Origin of the sequence: Streptomyces sp. 3MP-14 (assembly GCF_006334905.2) — a bacterium.
GTDB classification, from domain to species: domain Bacteria; phylum Actinomycetota; class Actinomycetes; order Streptomycetales; family Streptomycetaceae; genus Streptomyces; species Streptomyces triticirhizae.
In genome coordinates this window covers 269,545-284,878 of sequence record NZ_VDLZ02000001.1, presented here as the reverse complement: position 1 = coordinate 284,878, position 15,334 = coordinate 269,545, and the positions used below count along the sequence as shown (strand labels likewise).

The window sequence follows — 15,334 nt, the reverse complement described above, 5'->3', positions numbered from 1 at the left end:
CGGGCGAACCGGCGGGAACGGGGCCGCGCGTCGCGTGCGGCCGGCCCTTCGTGCGGCCGGTCCCTCGTGCAACCGGCCGGGCGTCGGTCAGCCGTCGGAGCCCCGGCTGGAGGAGGCGCGCCGCTTGCCCCCGCCCGGGCGGGTCGCCCGGTAGACGATGAAGCCGACCAGCGCCAGCACCACCACCACGAGCACCACCTTGGAGTAGACGCTGACGAAGTCGGTCACCTCCTCCCAGTTCTCGCCCAAGTGGTAGCCGGCCACCACGAAAATGCTGTTCCAGATGGCGCTGCCCACCGTGGTCAGCAGCAGGAAGGTGCGGACCGGCATCTTCTCCACGCCGGCCGGGATCGAGATCAGACTTCGGAAGATGGGGATCATCCGGCCGAAGAAGACCGCCTTGTTGCCGTGCTTGGCGAACCACGCCTCGGTCTTCTCGATGTCGGCGATCTTCACCAGCGGCAGCTTCTCCGCGATCGCGATCAGCCGCTCCCGCCCCAGGGCCGAGCCCACCCAGTAGAGCGCCAGCGCGCCGACCACCGAGCCGATCGTCGTCCACACCAGCGCGGCCCACAGGTTCATCTCGCCCCGGCTGGCGGTGAAGCCGGCGAGCGGCAGGATGATCTCGCTGGGCAGCGGCGGGAACAGGTTCTCCAGGGCGATGGCCAGCCCGGCGCCCGGGGCCCCCATCGCCTCCATCAGGTCGGTGGCCCACCCGGCGATGCCGCCCGGGTCCTCGGCCGAGGAAGCGAGTTGGTGCGTTGCGGAGGATACGATCACACGGCAGACGCTACAAGTCGCCGGGGCCCCGCCGCCACGCGGTCCGCCCCCGGGCACGCCGTCCGGCCGACCCCACCCCGCCCTGTGGTCGACCGCAGTACCGGCCGCCCCACGCGTCGCCTACCGTTCACCGATGTGCGAGAACAGCTGCGCCGACGGCTCCGTGAGCTGACCGGCATCACCGCCGGGGCCGGCACCGGGCTTCTGCTGCTGCCCGTCGTCCTGCTCGGCTGGGCGGGGCGCGCGATCGATGTCGCGGGGGGCGCCTTCGGCGGCGCGGAGCGCGCGTTGGGCCGTGTGCGCCGGGCGGACGGGCCGCCGTTCGCGCCGCTCGTCGCGCGCGCCACCCGGCTCGAACGCGCCCGGCTGATCCGCTTCCTGGGCGTCGAGATCGCCGAGACCTGGCCGGCGCACCGCGCGCTGCCCTATCTCACCTGCCGCCTCGCGCTGGCCGCGCTCGGCGCGCTGGTGCTGGCCTCGCTGCTGGTCAGCGTCGTCTACGGCTCGCTGCTCGTGTGGGCGTGGCTGGTGTTCTCGCCGACCGTGACCGTGCCCTCCGGCATCGGCGGCGCGTTCCTGCTCTTCCTCACCGTCCAGGGCATGTCCGGGCTGATCACCCTGGAGGCCCGGCTGGCCCACCACTTCCTCGGGCCCAGCGAACGGGAGACCCTGCGCCGCCGGATCGCCGAACTCGCCGACAGCCGCGCGGGCGTCGTCGAGGCCATCACCGAGGAGCGGCGCCGCATCGAACGCGACCTCCACGACGGGGTGCAGCAGCGGCTCGTCGCCCTCGGCCTGTCCATCAGCCGCGCCCAGCGCTCCCCCGAGCGCGCCGGCGAACTCCTCGGCCAGGCGCGGCGGGAGGCCGCCCTCGCGCTGACCGAGCTGCGCGAGGTCGCCTGGCGGATCTACCCGACGGTGCTCGACGAGGCCGGCCTGGCCGCCGCGTTGGAGACCCTCGCCGAGCGCTGCCCGCTGCCGGTCCTGCTGCGCGCCGAGCTGGCGGACGAGCCGCCCAGGCCGGTGGCGACCGCCGCGTACTTCGTGGTGTGCGAGGCGGTCACCAACGCGGTCAAGCACGCCGACGCCCGGGAGATCGCCGTCACCGTCACCGGCCGCCCCGGGCCGGCCCTGGCGCTGCGGGTCGCCGACGACGGGCGCGGCGGCGCCGACCCGGCCGGCGGCGGGCTGTTGGGCCTGGCCCGCCGGGTCGCCGCCCTCGACGGGCACCTCGCCGTCCACAGCCCGCCCGGCGGGCCCACCGTCATCACAGCGGAGCTGCCATGCGCCTGATCCTCGCCGACGACTCGACCCTGCTGCGCGAGGGCCTCGCCCGGCTCCTCGCGGACGAGGGCCACCGGGTGCTGGCCGCCGTCGGCGACGCCGAGGCCCTGCTGGCCGCCGTCGCCGACGAACCCCCGGACGTCGCCGTGATCGACGTGCGGATGCCGCCCCACCACCGCGACGAGGGCCTGCGCGCCGCGCTCACCATCCGCGAACGCTGGCCGGCGGTCGGCGTGCTGGTCCTCTCCCAGTACGTCGAACGCCGTTACGCCACCGAGCTGTTGACCGGCTCGCCGGAGGGCGTCGGCTATCTGCTGAAGGACCGGGTGGTGGAGATCGAGGAGTTCCTCGACGCGCTGGAGCGGGTGGCCGCCGGCCGCACCGCGTTCGACCCCGAGGTCGTCCGCCAGCTCCTCGCCCGGGGCGGCCACGAACGGGCCCTGGACGCGCTGACCGCGCGCGAGCGGGAGGTGCTGACGGAGATGGCCCAGGGCCACACCAACGCGGCCATCGCCACCCGCCTGTTCATCTCGCGCAGCGCGGTCGAGAAGCATGTCAACGCGATCTTCACCAAGCTGGACCTGACGGCCCTGGCCGCCACCACCCACAGCCGCCGCGTCCTCGCGGTGCTGCGCTACCTCGGCGCATAGCCGCGCGCCGCGTGCGCGGCGCGCGGCGGGAGGGGGTTGGGGCCGGGCGGCCCCCCCTCGCGCTCAAGTCCCCCTCGCACGGGGGCAGTTGACGGGGAACGGGGTGTTGACGCGAGCATGTCTACGCGGGGAGAGTGCGGGAACCAACCGGGCCGGCGCCCACCCGTAGCCGGCTCCGCCCGTGACGCCGCGAAGGAGACACCGCCATGTGCGTCAGCTGCTCGGCGCCCGAACCCCACCCCGCCACCGAACCGGCCGAAGGCCGCCCGTCCCGCAGGCGACTCCTGCTCGGGGCCGGCCTCGGCCTCGCCCTCGCCGGGCTGCACGGCACGGCCCGCGCCGCCGATGGCACCGCCGGCACCGCCAACGGCCCGGCGCCCGCCGCGCTCAACGGCGCCTGGTGCGTTCCCGCCCAGGGCTCGTTCCCCTCCGGCGGCCACTTCGGCGCCCCGCGCGGCAGCGCCCGGCACGCCGGCCAGGACATCTCGAACCCCGTCGGCACCGCCGTCTACGCGGCGGCCGCCGGCACCGTCATCCGCCGGGGCTCCGCCGTGCTGCCCGGCCGCACCGGCAACGGCATCGTGCTCCAGCACTCCGGCGGCCTGTTCACCTACTACGGCCACCTCAACGCGTTCCGGGTCTCCCTCAACCAGAGCGTCTCCGCCGGCCAACGCATCGGCGACATGGGCGCCACCGGCAATGTCACCGGCCCACACCTGCACTTCGAGACCCACTCCGGCAGCCTGGGCGCTGCCGTCGACCCGGTGCCGTTCCTGAACGCCAGGGGCAGCGACCTCAGGGGCGGCTGGTCCCGGATCAACCCCGGCGCCGCCGGCCAACGGGTGCGCGCCATCCAGCACCTGCTCAACCAGCGCGGCGCCGGCCTCGTCGTGGACGGCGCGTTCGGCTCCGTCACGGCGGCCGCCGTGCGTTCCTTCCAGTCCTCCGCCGGGCTGGTCGCCGACGGGCAGGTGGGTCCCGCGACCTGGCCCGTGCTGGCCCCCTCGCTGCGGCGCGGCGCCGGCGGCCACGCCGTGCGCGGCCTCCAGACCGCGCTCAACAAGCGCAGCGCCGGCCTGGTCGTGGACGGCGACTTCGGCGCGGTGACGGACACCGCAGTGCGCGGCTTCCAGAGCGTCAACCGCCTCGTCGCGGACGGCGTGGCCGGCCCGGTCACCTGGCGCGCGCTCGTCAACTGACCGGCCCACGGGGCGGCGGCGCGCCGTCGCCGCCGCCACCGTGACCGCCGGTGGGGCAGGGCAGTTCGGGCGCGGCGCGGTTGGGGGCGCAGGTGACCAGGGCGACGGAGTGGAAGAGGGTGCCCCGCAGATAGTGCCCGAGGGACACGTCCCCGCCCCGCGCCAGCCGCTCGACCGCCGCGTCCACCAGGCCGGCCAGCCGGCCCGCCGACCGGTCCGCCTCGCCCGCGAAACGCGGCGCGACCTCCGCCAGGCGTTCCCCCAACCACCGGCCGGCGTCCCGGGGTTGCGCCCAGGTGCCGCGCACCAGCGCCGGCGGCTTCAGCAGCCAGTGCGAGGTCTGGAGCGGCGGCACCTCCGACGTCGGGTACGCCGCGACGGCCTCCCGATGCCGCTCCCGCACCTCCGCGTCGCACCCGGCCGCCGGCGCCTGCGGCGCGGGCCGCCGAACGCTCTCCCGGTCGAAGGTCCTCTTCTCTCCGAGCCACAGATACCCGTGGTGGTGCACAGCTCTCCGATGCGAGGGGTCGGTTGGACGGTAGAAGGGGCGGTCCTGCCCGGCACCGGGCGGGACCGCCCGCAGGGCTGACGCCCGCGATCAGGCGAGCAGGTCGAACCGCGCCGGGTCGATGCCGGCCGCGTTCAACTCCCCGGTGGTGAACCGCAACGGCTCAGCGTCCGGGCGCTTGCTGTCACCCAGGGCCCACGCGTCCGGCCCGATCCTCGCCAGGGTCACGCACGCCTCCCCGTCGGGATGCGTGTTGCCACCGCACGCCCTCGCGAATTCCGGTTCCCCGATGGGGATTTCATAGAGATCAGTCATGTCCGCGCCTTTCTGGTCCGAACAACGCGAGACCATGATGACCCCGTGAGTACCCGTCTCCTAGCCGGTTTCCTGTTCGCGCAAATACGCGTCCCTGATGCCGGTGACAAGCGTCCGCATCTCGTCACCGTGCACGGCGACCTCGCTGAACCGGTCGAACTTGTCCACATACAGGGCGATGTCCCGGGGGTCCGTCACCACGAGCTCCGCGTGCTCGGTCTCGACGGTGACCATGCGGTCGTCCTTGAGGACGAAGGAGTGCCCAGGGAAGTCGTTCTGTCGCGCGCTGAAGGGGACCACACCGATATCGACGTTGGGCAGCCTGGAGAGGGACACCAGACGGTCCAACTGCCCGACCATCATCAGAGGAGAAACGATCCGCCAGCGAAGAACGGACTCGGTGATGAGAAAGCGAAACCGCTTGCCCTCGGCATAGAGGACACGCTGCCGCGTCAGCCGAGCGCCGATGGTGCGTTCCAACTGCTCCTGGGACAGAGGCGTTCCAGCGAAGATCGCCCGTACATATTCGGGGGTCTGGAGGAGGCCGGGAATCACCGAGGGCTGGAACAGACGCAGCAGACTCATGCTCGACTCAAGCGCCTGGATCTGCTGCTGCTTACGGCTGTAGCCGAGTCGGCCGACAAGGCGCCAGGCCGTCACCTCCGTCGCGGCCTCCCGGGCGGCCGCCATGTACTCGGCCTTGACCTCGGCGGACACGCCCAGGGCCGTGAGGATGCAGTCAACATCCGTGACGCTCGGAGCCGTGTGCCCGTTCTCGATCTTGGACAGCTTGGAGCGCGACATGACGGCGCTGCGGGCGACCGCCTTGGCCTCCAGGCCGGAGGTCTCCCGCAGTTCCCGCAGCGCCGCCCCGAGTCCCGTTCTGTTCACGCGCCGTACTGGGCCCACCATTCGGCGAACGGCACGGCCCGCGCCAACGCCTCGTCCCGGTAGGCGAGGAAGCGGGGAAGCTGGTCCTCGGCGGGGAACTCGGCGCCGAGGAACGCGCCCTCGTCGTCGTACCGCATGGCCCCGACGACGCGCTCGTCGAAGAGCCAGAAGTCCGGGGCATCCGGGATCGGATTCTCCTGGTCGGTGGTGTCGAGGATGAAGAACTCCTCCCCCGCCCTCATGTTGCGCAGATAGCCCCAACCGAGTTCGAACCGCAGGTAGTCGGTCAGGGGGCGAGAGAGGATGTGGACGCGGTACATGCGCTTTCCCGCCTGGACGGCGCCTCCGATCGTCCGCGTCCAATCGGCGTCCCGAAACGACTCTGGCTGCGGCTTACCCGCAAGAAACGCCTGGTAGGCCGCCGAGTCACCGGACTTGCCGTATTCGTCCAGGGTCTCCAGCCGGAACGCCTCCCGCTCGAAGTCGTCGAACCATTCCCCGAGTGACTTAGACGAGGTTGTCACGAACTGCCTTTCGAATGAGGTCCGCCGGAATCTCCACCAGGGTTTCATGTCCGGGAACGCGCAGCCGGTGTCCCTCCACCCTGCGGCCCTGCACGACCAACGTCCCGCGATCCGTCGCGTAGATCGTCGGACAGTCTCCCTTTGTGCACTCCCCCACCAAGCGGGTCAGCTTCACGCCCCCACCCTTTCCCTTGTACGTTGCCAGATCCGATCCTGCCGTTGCTCACCCTGCGGAGCAAGTCCATCCCGTTTCCGTTACTGGAAACCGCGTGGGAGGGCTCCGCGCGGAACGGGGTCACGCTCCGGCGTGGAGGTGGGCGGCCCAGAGGGTGGGGAGGTTGGGGTAGGCGTCCCGCAGGGTGCGGATCGTGGCGTGCAGGGCGGCGGGGGCGTGGGCCGGGGTGGTGGCGAGGCGGGCGTAGAACGACTCGGCGATGTCGAGGGCGATGCGGTCGTCGACCTCCCAGAGGGTGCCGATGACGCGGGGAAAGCCGGCGAGTTGGAACGCCGAGGTGAGGTGCAGCGACTCGTCGGCCAGCCCGTTGGTCGCGCCGGCGGCGGTGTGGCAGGCCGAGAGGTAGGCGAGTTCCGCGCGTTCCAGCCGGGCGGTCGCGAGGGTTCCGACGGTGAACGGGCGCTCGGCGTGGTCGGCGAGCAGCAGCCGGCCGCGCGCCGGGTCGGTGTCCTGGCCCTCGGCGTGGCAGGCGAAGTGGGCGAGGGAGCGGTCGGCGAGTGCGGCGAGGACGCGGTCGGCGGTCGGGGCCCCGGCCGCGTTCGGGTGCCCGTCCTGGGTGGTCAACAACACGGTTTCGGCGGCCTGTTGGGCCACGAGGTCGGCCTCGGCCGCCGCGTGGCGGAGGCGGCCGCCGCCGGGCAGGCCCGGCGTGGTGGGCATGGCGATGACCAGGCCGCGGGCGGGTTCGGCCGGCCGTTCGGCCAGCCGCGCCAGGTGTTCGCGGGCGCGGCGCAGCGCCCGCACGGACGGAACGGTGGAGGGGATCGCGCGGTCCATGACGGTGCGCCGGTTCGGCGCTTCGGCGGGGTCGCTGTGGTGCCCGGCGGCGTGCAGCGGCAGCAGGCCCACCAGCCCGCCCGGCACCCACCACACGCGCGGCCAGGAGCCGTCGGCCCCGGGCCCGGCGATCCCGAGGGCGTCGAGCACGGGCCCGGCCGCCGCGTCCCACAGCCACTCCAGGACGGCGTTGACCGTCGCCTGCCCCCGCAGCCGCTGGGCGCGCAGCCGGCCGGAACGGGCCAGCCGCAGCGCGTGGCGCAGCGCGTCCACCCGGCGCGCGGTCAACGGGGCGGTCAGCGCGGGGAGTTCCAGCGCGCGCACCCCTTCGGGGGTGAGCAGCAGCGCGTGCCCGGCACGTTCCCCGCAGGTCAGGACGACGATGGGCCCCTCGTGGGCCTGCCCGCGCAACTCCTCGACGGTGGGCGGCCGTCCGAACGCCTCGAAGCCGGGCCGGGCGCGGATCTCGGCCAGCACCCGCGCCACCTCGCGCGCCGGCCGCGCCCGGTCGGCGCCCGCCGGCAGCGCGTCGGTGTCGGCCGCGTCGGTGTCGGCCCGGTCCAGCCAGTCGCGCCAGGTGACGAACCGCTCCGCCAACTCCGGGTGGTGAACTCGTAGTTCGGCGAGGTCGTCGCGGGTCTCCAGGGCCTGGCCGAGCAGCACGGCCCGACCGGCCTCCAGCAGGCGCAGCGCCCGTTCGGCGCGGGCGGGCGGGGCGTGGCGCGGGTCGGCGAGCGCCAGCTCGGCGGCGCGGCTGGCCAGGCCCGGGTAGCGGCCGAGCGCGCTCCGCTGCTCGGCCGGGCGCAGCCGGCGCGGGCTGACCAGGGGCAGCAGCGACACGGCCGCCTCCGCCGCGTCGGCGGCCCGCCCGATCTCCCCTTCCTCCTCGTGGAGGTGGGAGAGGCGCGCGGCGGCCTCGACGCGCAGCCCGGCGGGCGCGCTCGCCATGGCGTGCGCCTCCTGCCACGCGCTCGCGCCCTCGGCCGCGTCGGCCGCCGCGCGGGCCTCGTCCGGCCCGCCGAGCCGGTGGCGGGCGCGCAGCGCGAGGCCGTGGTGCAGCAGGTGGCTCGCGCGGGCCGGCCCTGGCTCCGGGGTGGCGGCCAGCGCCGCGCGGCCGGCGTCGATCGCGTCATCCAGGTCGGCGGGGTCGCCCCGTTCCTCGAAGCGGGTGTGCCGGGCGATGCCGAGCGTGGCGAACGCGTGGGCGAACGCCCGGTCGTCGCCGGCCCGTTCGACCGCGCCCGCCAACCAGCCGATGGCGGCGTCGAGATCGGCCGGGTCGCCCCGGTGGCCGTGGCGGGTCAGCAGCGCGTTGGCCAGCCCGACCAGCCGGGCGGGCTGGCGTTCCCCGCCGAGCGCGGCCGCCTCGGCCCAGGCGTCGACGGCCGCGTCGAGGTCGGCCGGGTCGCCCGCCGCCAGGAAGCGGCGGCGGAGCGCGCCGCCGAGGTTGGCCAGGGTCGCCGCCGTCTGACGGGCGTCGGCGTCGGCCCCGGCCGCCTCGGAGAGGAGCGTGACGGCCTCGGAGAGATCGTCGGCCGCGCCGAAGTGCCCGCTGCGGTCGAGCAGGGCGGCGCCCAGGGTGCTCAGGACCGCCGACCGGTGGGGCGCGTCCCGGGGCGTGTCGGCCACGGCGTCGCGGCCGAGTTCGACGGCGGCCTCGATGTCGGGCCAGTCGCCGAGGAGTTGGAAGCGTTCCCGCAGCACGGCGGCCAGGGTGGAGAGGCGGGCGGCGCGGGCGGGGTGCTCGGGCGGGGTGGCCGCGATGACGCGCAGCCAGAGCGCGACGGCGGCGTGCGCCAGGACGGGCTCGGGCTCGGCCGCCAACTCCTCGGCGAGGCGGACGGCCCGGGGAGCGGCGGCGTCCACCACGGCGGCGACCAGCTCCGCCGGCATCCCATAGGTCCCGTTCGCGGCGTCCGGCTCCCCCTCGACGTACCGGAAGTAGGTCGCGAACGCGGCCAGCGCGGCCTCGGCCTCGGGCGGCGCCTGCTCGCTGGGCAGCGCCAGGGTGCGGGCCCAGTGGAACCAGCCGAGGACGAAATGGCCGAGCCCGTCGTCCGCGTCCAGCACGTCGGCCAGTCGGCGCGCCTCCGCCACCGCCTCGGGCTCCAGCACCGGGGTGAAGTCCTCGCCCGCGATCCGCGACAGCCGCGCGTCGAGCGCCGCCAGCAGTTGGTCCCGCATTCGACCCGCCCCTCGGCCGGACCACCCGGCCACGGCGCAAGGATGCCACCATGCCGGGAGCGCGGAGGGGCCGCCGGGTCGGTGACGCCGCCCCAACCCGCAGCCGCCCGGCCTTACTTGAGCGACGTCTCGAGCGCGGCATACCGTCGGGACGGTGGAAGCGAGGCACCGGCCCGCCGCGCGGGTGGTCTGAGGGTCGCGGCGGCGTGCGCGCTGCGGGGCGCGTGCGGCGCCGGGGCCCTGGGGGCCCCGAGCGCCGGGGCCTTCGGGTGCGGGCCGGTGGCCGGTGCGGGGCAGCCCGACTGGTCGTTTGTTGGTCGACGAGACTCGTTGCGGGGGTGGAAGGTTCTGGCGCGGGCTACTACGCCGGGCCTAGATGGCTCACGATCGGCCGGGTGCGGGCGTAACGAATGCCGGCAAGGGGCTGGCTGGGAGGGGGGGCGCGGCTTCCGGGAGGTGGAGTTCGTTGCCGAACGGGGGTCAGCTCTGGCGGTGCGTGCCCTCCGGGCGCGGGGACCGCGCCGAGTTCGGGGGCCGGCCGGCGGCTGGGGGCGTGCGTAGCGCGCACCGGCTTCGCCGGCCTGCCCCGGCATGTCGCCCGTCTCGGACATGACCGATCATCGGGCGACTCAAGAGGCCCGTACCGGTCGTCGTTTCGAAGTGCGGCGCTTCGTCGAGTTCGGTCAACGACCACGCTGCCGCGCGAACATCGCCTGCCGTCTTGGTAGTCCGCGCGCCGCCGACTCCCGAAGGCGGGCGCGCCGGGGGGTGGGGGACCTTTTTTCTAGGTGCCCGTTTAGAAGTGAACAGATCGTTCAACTCTAGACGGGCACCTACAGAAAGAGACCCCCACCCCCCTGCCCGGAAGCCGACAAGGCGCGGACTACCCCACCGGCAGGCGATGTTCGCGCGGCAGCGTAGTCGTTAACCGGCGCCCCGTCCTGCCGGCGGAGTGGAGCGGAGAGGGCCGCCCCCCTTCAGTCGCCCGACGATCGGTCACATCCGAGACGGGCGACATGCCGGGGCAGGCCGGCGAAGCCGGTGCGCGCCACGCACGCCCCCAGCCGCCGGCCGACCCCCGAACAAGGCGCGGTCCCCGCGCCCGGAGGGCACGCACCGCCAGAGCTGACCCCCGTTCGGCAACGAACTCCACCTCCCGGAAGCCGCGCCCCCCCTTCCCAGCCAGCCTCCTGCCGGTATTCGTTACGCCCGCACCCGGCCGGTCGTGCGCCATCTAGGCCCAATACCGGTGTCTTTGGGGTGGGTTGGTCGTTGGGTGGGGTGTGCCTCGTCCTGGTCAGTTGAAGCAGCGGGTGTCTGGTGGTCGGTTTTCGGATCGGATTGCGTTGGGTGTGTTGACGCGTGCGTTTCCGCCGGAGTTGGTGGATGAGGTGGTGGCGGAGTGTGGGCGGGTGGAGCAGCGTCATCGGTTGTTGCCGGCGCGGGTGGTGATGTATCTCGTGTTGGCGATGTGTTTGTTTTTCGGGCAGGGCTATGAGGAGGTCGCGCGTTTGCTCACGCAGGGGTTGGAGCGTGAGGGGCGGTGGAAACGGGGGTGGCGGGTGCCGTCGTCCCCGGCGATCGGACGGGCGAGGTTGCGGTTGGGGGTGGAGCCGTTGCGTGTGTTGTTCGGGCGGGTGTGCCGGCCGGTGGCTGGTCGGGACACGGTGGGAGCGTGGTATCGGTCCTGGCGGGTGGTGGCGGTGGACGGCACGACGTTCGATGTGCCGGACACGCAGGCCAACGTGGGATTCTTCGGCCGTCCTGGGACGGGACGTGGACAGGGCCAGGGCGCGTATCCGCAGGTGCGGGTAGCGGCGTTGGTCGAGTGCGGCACACACGCTGTCTTCGCCGCTGACACCGCACCGCTCTCGGTGGGGGAGACCGCACTGGCTCGGCGGCTGTTCCCCGCGTTGACGCCGGGGATGCTGTTGCTGGCCGACCGCGGGTTTCGCGGTGTCGATCTGTGGCGGGCCGCCCGCGCCAGCGGCGCGGACCTGTTGTGGCGGGTGACCAGTGACGTCGTGTTGCCGGTGGTACGGGAGATGGATGACGGCTCCTATCTCTCCCACACCGTCGCCGCACGGGACTACCACCGCCGCGCCGACCTTCAACCGGTCCGCGTGATCGAGTACACCCTCCAACCAGGCGAAGACGCCGTCGTCTACCGGCTGATCACCAGCCTTCTCGACCCCCGAACAGCACCCGCCACGAAAGCTGGCAGCCCTCTACGCCCAGCGCTGGGAGATCGAGACCACCCTGGACGAGATCAAGACCCACCAAGGCGGTCCCGGCCTCGTCCTACGCTCCCGCCACCCCATCGGAGTGGAACAGGAAGTCTTCGCCTTCCTCCTGGTCCACCACGCGCTACGCGACCTGATCCACCAGGCCGCCCAACACGGCCGGCACGATCCGGACCGGATCTCCTTCACCCGCACCCTGCGCGTCGTCCGCCGCCACGTCACCGGCCAGGCGGCGTTTTCCCCCCTCACGCCTCACCCGCCGCCTTCATGACGCCATCACCGAGATCCTCCAACGACTCCTCCCACCACGACGCCCACGCGCCAACCCCCGCGTCATCAAACGCAAGATGACCAGCTGGAAACTCAAACACCCCCACCACCACAACCCACCCCCACCACCCCACCCCACCCCCGTCCTCACCACCCCAACCAGAACCACACCCACACCACGCAAACCAACCTAAAACACCGGTATTGCATCTAGGCCCGGCGTCGTGGTCCGCGCCAGAGCCTCCACCCCTGTGGGTGCGTCTCGTCGAGGGACGGCGACCAGTCGGGCTGCCCCGCACCGGCCACCGGACCGCAGACAAACCCCGCACCCACCCGCCACCCGCAACCACCCGCACCACCCCTACTCCTCCGTCACGGCCACGCCCGCCTCGCCGAGCAACGTCAACACGGTGTCCAAGAAGCCCCGTTGCGGGTCGCCCGGGGTCGGGCGTGGCCCCAGGTGGGCGCGGGCGACGGCCGCATGGTGCCAGCGCAGGCGAAACGGTGGGCGCGGGCCGAAGCCGCCGGCCAGGCAGTCGTGCAGGGCGTCGAGGTTCGCGCCGTAGTAGCCCGCCGGCCCGTTGAGCGCCTCGCCCAACGCGCAGTACAGCGCCGGCGGGTCGGTGAGGGCGCGGCCGTCGAGGTCGTAAGCGCCGCCGGTGCGCTCGGCCGGGCGCCCCCGGGGCGCGGCGGCGGCGTGCAGCCGGGCCGCCTCCAGCCAGGCGGCGCGGTGTTCGGGCCCGCCCGCCGCCCAGGCGCGCGCCGGGGGCGGGAACGCGCGGGCCCACGCCTCCCACACCGCGCCGGCCGCCGGGTGCGGGTAGCGGTGGAACGCGCAACGCAGCCGCAGATCACGGCCGTTGACCCGGCCGGCGGCCGCCGCCGCGCGGAGCGGATAGGCGCCCAGCACGGTGCCCCGGTCGTCGAGCAGCGCGAGTTCGGCGTCCTCGACGTCGGGGAGCCGGCCGCCCGGCGGAACGAGCGGGGCCCGAACGTCGCGCAGCAGGATCTCCCGGGGTCCGCCCGAGGCCCTGGCCGGCACGAAGAGGCCGTCGACCGCGCGGGCCTCGACGAGCACCGCGCGGGTCCCGCGCTCCCTCAGCTGACAACGCACCACGCACACGCCCCCATTCTGCTTCCCGTCCGGCGCCAGCGCGCGGACCGGGGCGCGCGGGAAATGGCGGGAGCCGGGTCGTTATCGGCCGAACCGCGTCGCGGGGAAAGGATGCTCCCGACCGGCCCCGGCCGGCGCCCTCATTCCGCCGGTTCGGCCCGGGGACACCGGGCTTCGGAGGCATGATCACGTTAACCTGATCATGCCGCCAGAAATACCGTCACACACCCCGGCCCACAAGGGTCATCTCGGCCATATCCGGGCCCTGTTCCAGATCTCAGATAGTGGACGAGGTTGAACGCCTCGGGGTCCGGATGCTTGGATGACGAGTCGCCAGCTTCGCGCCTTTGTTGGCCACGCATCCGGGGGGGTTGCGCATGGGTATTCGCCACGTTGTGTTGTTCAAATTCCGGGACGGCGTCGACTGGTCGGACCCCAGAGCGAAGGAAGCCGAGGCCGCCACGCGGGAGCATCCTCGTCATATCCCCGAGATAGTCGACTGGCAGTGCGGCAGGAACGTGACGGAGCGGTCCATCGCGCATGATTTCGCGCTCGTGGGCGACTTCGCGGACCGCGAGGCCGTCGCCCGTTACCTCGTGCACCCGGACCACCTGCGGGGCGTCGCCCTGTGGCGGGCCATCGCCGACTGGTCGGTGGTGGACTTCGAGGTGAACGATCCGGTCCGAGACGAACGGCCGGGTGCGGACGGGTGATCCGGAATTTGCCGAACGCACGCTGTCGTGCCAGCGTGGCCTGACGTCCGAAGAGGTTGACGGGAGATTCGTCCATGGGCAGAAGTGCGGTGTTATCAGCGAGATCCACCTCCCGGTCCGGTACGCCGTGGGCCGCGTTCCTCGCCATTGTCGCGGCGGCGCTGATCTGGAGCACTTCTTTCGCCGTGACCAAGGTCGTTCTGGAGAATGTTCCTCCGATGACCATCGGCGCCATTCGATTTACTGCGGCGGCATTGATTCTGGCGTTTCTTGTTCGTTTGCAGAAGGGTTGGCAACCGGTCGACCGCAGGGCCGCGTTGACCATGGGCGGCGCCGGGCTGCTGGGCATCACCGCCTACTTCGGGCTGGAGAACATCGGCGTCGACCTGGCCACGGCCGCCGACGCGGCGGTCATCGTGGCCGCGTTCCCGATGATCACCGTGATCCTGGAGGTCGCCGTCAACCGCGAGTGGCCCACGCTCCCCCGGGTCGCCGGCATGGTGCTGGCGATGGCCGGGGTCTGGCTGATCGTCCAGCAGAGCGCGAGCGAGGGCGGCACCAACCGGCTGCTCGGCGACATCCTGCTGCTGGTCGCCGGCGTGGCCTGGGCCGCCTACAACGTGGTCGCCCGCCGCACCAGCGGCGGGCACTCGCCGCTGACCGTCACTTACTACCAGACGGTGGCCGGAGCCCTGGGCTTCGTGCTGCTCAGCACCGTCGAGGTCGGCGAGTGGAGCGCGCCGGACCCGGCCGACTGGGGAATGCTCGCCTTCCTCGCCGGCGCCTGCTCCATCGCCGCATTCGTCCTCTACAACTACGGCCTGCGGGACGTCACGTCGAGCACCGCCGTCAACATCCTCAACCTCGTCCCGGTGTTCGGCCTGGTCTCCGCCGTGGTGGTCACCGGGGAGAGCGTCGGGCTGACCGAGGCCGTCGGCTGCCTGGTCGTCATCGCCGGCGTCGTGCTCGGCGCCGGCGGCCGGTCACGCCCCGCACGCCGGGCGGCCGAGGCCGCCGGCCCCGCCGAAGGCCGGCGGGACCCCGACCATCTGACCGCGAAGAACCCCGAGTTGGAAACGAAATGAGCCACGACATCAAGAACAGCAAGTGTGTGATCGTCGTCAACGGCGAGCTGCCGCTTGGCCTGACGGTGAACGCGGCCTCCGTGGTGTCGCTGACGCTCGGGCGCAGCGTCCCCGAGCTGATCGGCGAGGACGTCAAGGACGCCGAGGGCGGCGTGCACCTGGGCATCACGCTGATCCCGGTGCCGATCCTCAAGTCGACCGCCGAGCGGATCGCGGAGATCCACCAACTGGCCACCGTCGACCCCGAGGTCACCGTGGTCGGCTTCAGCGACCTGGCGCAGTCCTGCCGCACCTACGAGGAGTACATCGAACGGATGACAGGCGCCCAGCCGGCGGAGCTGGCCTACTCCTCGGTCGGCCTCTTCGGGCCGCGCAAGCAACTCAACAAGTGGACCGGCAGCCTGGCCCTGCTGCGCTGACCGACCCCGAGCGACCACCCGAGCGACCACCCGGAAACCGACTCCTACAAGCCGAACTAGCCAAACTAGCCGAACAGAAGCGGGTGCCCGCGGCTCCTACCCCGCAGGCACCCAAGCCCCGTAGCCACCGTTGAACTCACAGG

At 73.0% G+C, this 15,334-nt stretch carries 14 protein-coding genes and 1 pseudogene; 7 read left to right on the top strand and 8 right to left on the bottom strand.

The genetic code is table 11. The features are described 5' to 3' along the window. Positions 1–87: 87 nt before the first annotated feature. Entirely contained in the window at positions 88–699 is a 612-nt protein-coding gene (locus FH609_RS01225; RefSeq protein ID WP_139665901.1) for a DedA family protein, read from the bottom strand. A gap of 216 nt (positions 700–915) precedes the next feature. Between FH609_RS01225 and FH609_RS01220 the strand changes: the two genes are divergently transcribed. From FH609_RS01220 to FH609_RS01210, 3 genes are all read left to right on the top strand, one after another. Next, positions 916–2,073 (top strand): sensor histidine kinase, encoded by a 1,158-nt coding sequence (locus FH609_RS01220; protein ID WP_139665681.1) that lies wholly within the window; start codon positions 916–918, stop codon positions 2,071–2,073. Further along, the gene (locus tag FH609_RS01215; RefSeq protein ID WP_193317744.1) at positions 2,064–2,714 is read left to right on the top strand and encodes a response regulator transcription factor; all 651 of its coding nucleotides are present in this window, start codon (positions 2,064–2,066) and stop codon (positions 2,712–2,714) included. Before FH609_RS01220 ends, FH609_RS01215 begins: the two co-directional genes overlap by 10 nt. Before the next feature lie 206 nt (positions 2,715–2,920). Beyond that, positions 2,921–3,913 (top strand): peptidoglycan-binding protein, encoded by a 993-nt coding sequence (locus tag FH609_RS01210; RefSeq protein ID WP_139665682.1) that lies wholly within the window; start codon positions 2,921–2,923, stop codon positions 3,911–3,913. Here FH609_RS01210 and FH609_RS01205 read toward each other — a convergent pair. The 6 genes from FH609_RS01205 to FH609_RS01180 all read right to left on the bottom strand — a co-directional run bounded on the left by FH609_RS01205 (position 3,906) and on the right by FH609_RS01180 (position 9,347). Beyond that, positions 3,906–4,421 carry a hypothetical protein gene (locus FH609_RS01205; protein WP_139665683.1) on the bottom strand — a complete coding sequence of 172 codons (516 nt, stop codon included), beginning with the start codon at positions 4,419–4,421 and terminating at the stop codon, positions 3,906–3,908. The genes FH609_RS01210 and FH609_RS01205 overlap by 8 nt on opposite strands. Before the next feature lie 90 nt (positions 4,422–4,511). Beyond that, entirely contained in the window at positions 4,512–4,736 is a 225-nt protein-coding gene (locus FH609_RS01200) for a DUF397 domain-containing protein (protein ID WP_139665684.1), read from the bottom strand. A 60-nt stretch (positions 4,737–4,796) separates the two neighbouring features. After that, positions 4,797–5,627 (bottom strand): helix-turn-helix domain-containing protein, encoded by an 831-nt coding sequence (locus FH609_RS01195; RefSeq protein ID WP_226961302.1) that lies wholly within the window; start codon positions 5,625–5,627, stop codon positions 4,797–4,799. Continuing rightward, on the bottom strand, positions 5,624–6,151 hold the full coding sequence (locus tag FH609_RS01190) for a DUF6879 family protein (protein ID WP_139665686.1): 528 nt from the start codon (positions 6,149–6,151) through the stop codon (positions 5,624–5,626). The genes FH609_RS01195 and FH609_RS01190 overlap by 4 nt, the downstream gene beginning before the upstream one ends. Beyond that, positions 6,135–6,326 (bottom strand): hypothetical protein, encoded by a 192-nt coding sequence (locus FH609_RS31335; RefSeq protein WP_139665687.1) that lies wholly within the window; start codon positions 6,324–6,326, stop codon positions 6,135–6,137. Before FH609_RS31335 ends, FH609_RS01190 begins: the two co-directional genes overlap by 17 nt. A gap of 120 nt (positions 6,327–6,446) precedes the next feature. Next, the gene (locus FH609_RS01180; RefSeq protein WP_139665688.1) at positions 6,447–9,347 is read right to left on the bottom strand and encodes a CHAT domain-containing protein; all 2,901 of its coding nucleotides are present in this window, start codon (positions 9,345–9,347) and stop codon (positions 6,447–6,449) included. Positions 9,348–10,630: 1,283 nt separating this feature from the next. Here FH609_RS01180 and FH609_RS01175 point away from each other — a divergent pair. Next, positions 10,631–11,861, top strand: a pseudogene (locus tag FH609_RS01175) (IS4 family transposase). A gap of 360 nt (positions 11,862–12,221) precedes the next feature. Here FH609_RS01175 and FH609_RS01165 read toward each other — a convergent pair. Continuing rightward, entirely contained in the window at positions 12,222–12,983 is a 762-nt protein-coding gene (locus FH609_RS01165) for a barstar family protein (protein ID WP_226961301.1), read from the bottom strand. Between the two features lie 386 nt (positions 12,984–13,369). On the opposite strand from FH609_RS01165, the gene FH609_RS01160 reads away from it, so the two are divergent. From FH609_RS01160 to FH609_RS01150, 3 genes are all read left to right on the top strand, one after another. After that, positions 13,370–13,687 carry a Dabb family protein gene (locus FH609_RS01160; RefSeq protein WP_264372745.1) on the top strand — a complete coding sequence of 106 codons (318 nt, stop codon included), beginning with the start codon at positions 13,370–13,372 and terminating at the stop codon, positions 13,685–13,687. A 74-nt stretch (positions 13,688–13,761) separates the two neighbouring features. After that, positions 13,762–14,772, top strand: coding sequence for a DMT family transporter (locus FH609_RS01155; protein WP_139665690.1), 1,011 nt, complete (start codon positions 13,762–13,764; stop codon positions 14,770–14,772). Further along, the gene (locus tag FH609_RS01150; RefSeq protein WP_139665691.1) at positions 14,769–15,191 is read left to right on the top strand and encodes a DUF2000 domain-containing protein; all 423 of its coding nucleotides are present in this window, start codon (positions 14,769–14,771) and stop codon (positions 15,189–15,191) included. The genes FH609_RS01155 and FH609_RS01150 overlap by 4 nt, the downstream gene beginning before the upstream one ends. Positions 15,192–15,334 lie beyond the last annotated feature (143 nt).

Bases quoted from the DNA above. Each gene is read 5' to 3' on its own strand.
- FH609_RS01225 (WP_139665901.1), bottom strand. From the start codon at position 699: ATGGAGGCGATGGGGGCCCCGGGCGCCGGGCTGGCCATCGCCCTGGAG.
- FH609_RS01215 (WP_193317744.1), top strand. From the start codon at position 2,064: ATGCGCCTGATCCTCGCCGACGACTCGACCCTGCTGCGCGAGGGCCTC.
- FH609_RS01210 (WP_139665682.1), top strand. From the start codon at position 2,921: ATGTGCGTCAGCTGCTCGGCGCCCGAACCCCACCCCGCCACCGAACCG.
- FH609_RS01200 (WP_139665684.1), bottom strand. From the start codon at position 4,736: ATGACTGATCTCTATGAAATCCCCATCGGGGAACCGGAATTCGCGAGG.
- FH609_RS01180 (WP_139665688.1), bottom strand. From the start codon at position 9,347: ATGCGGGACCAACTGCTGGCGGCGCTCGACGCGCGGCTGTCGCGGATC.
- FH609_RS01155 (WP_139665690.1), top strand. From the start codon at position 13,762: ATGGGCAGAAGTGCGGTGTTATCAGCGAGATCCACCTCCCGGTCCGGT.
- FH609_RS01150 (WP_139665691.1), top strand. From the start codon at position 14,769: ATGAGCCACGACATCAAGAACAGCAAGTGTGTGATCGTCGTCAACGGC.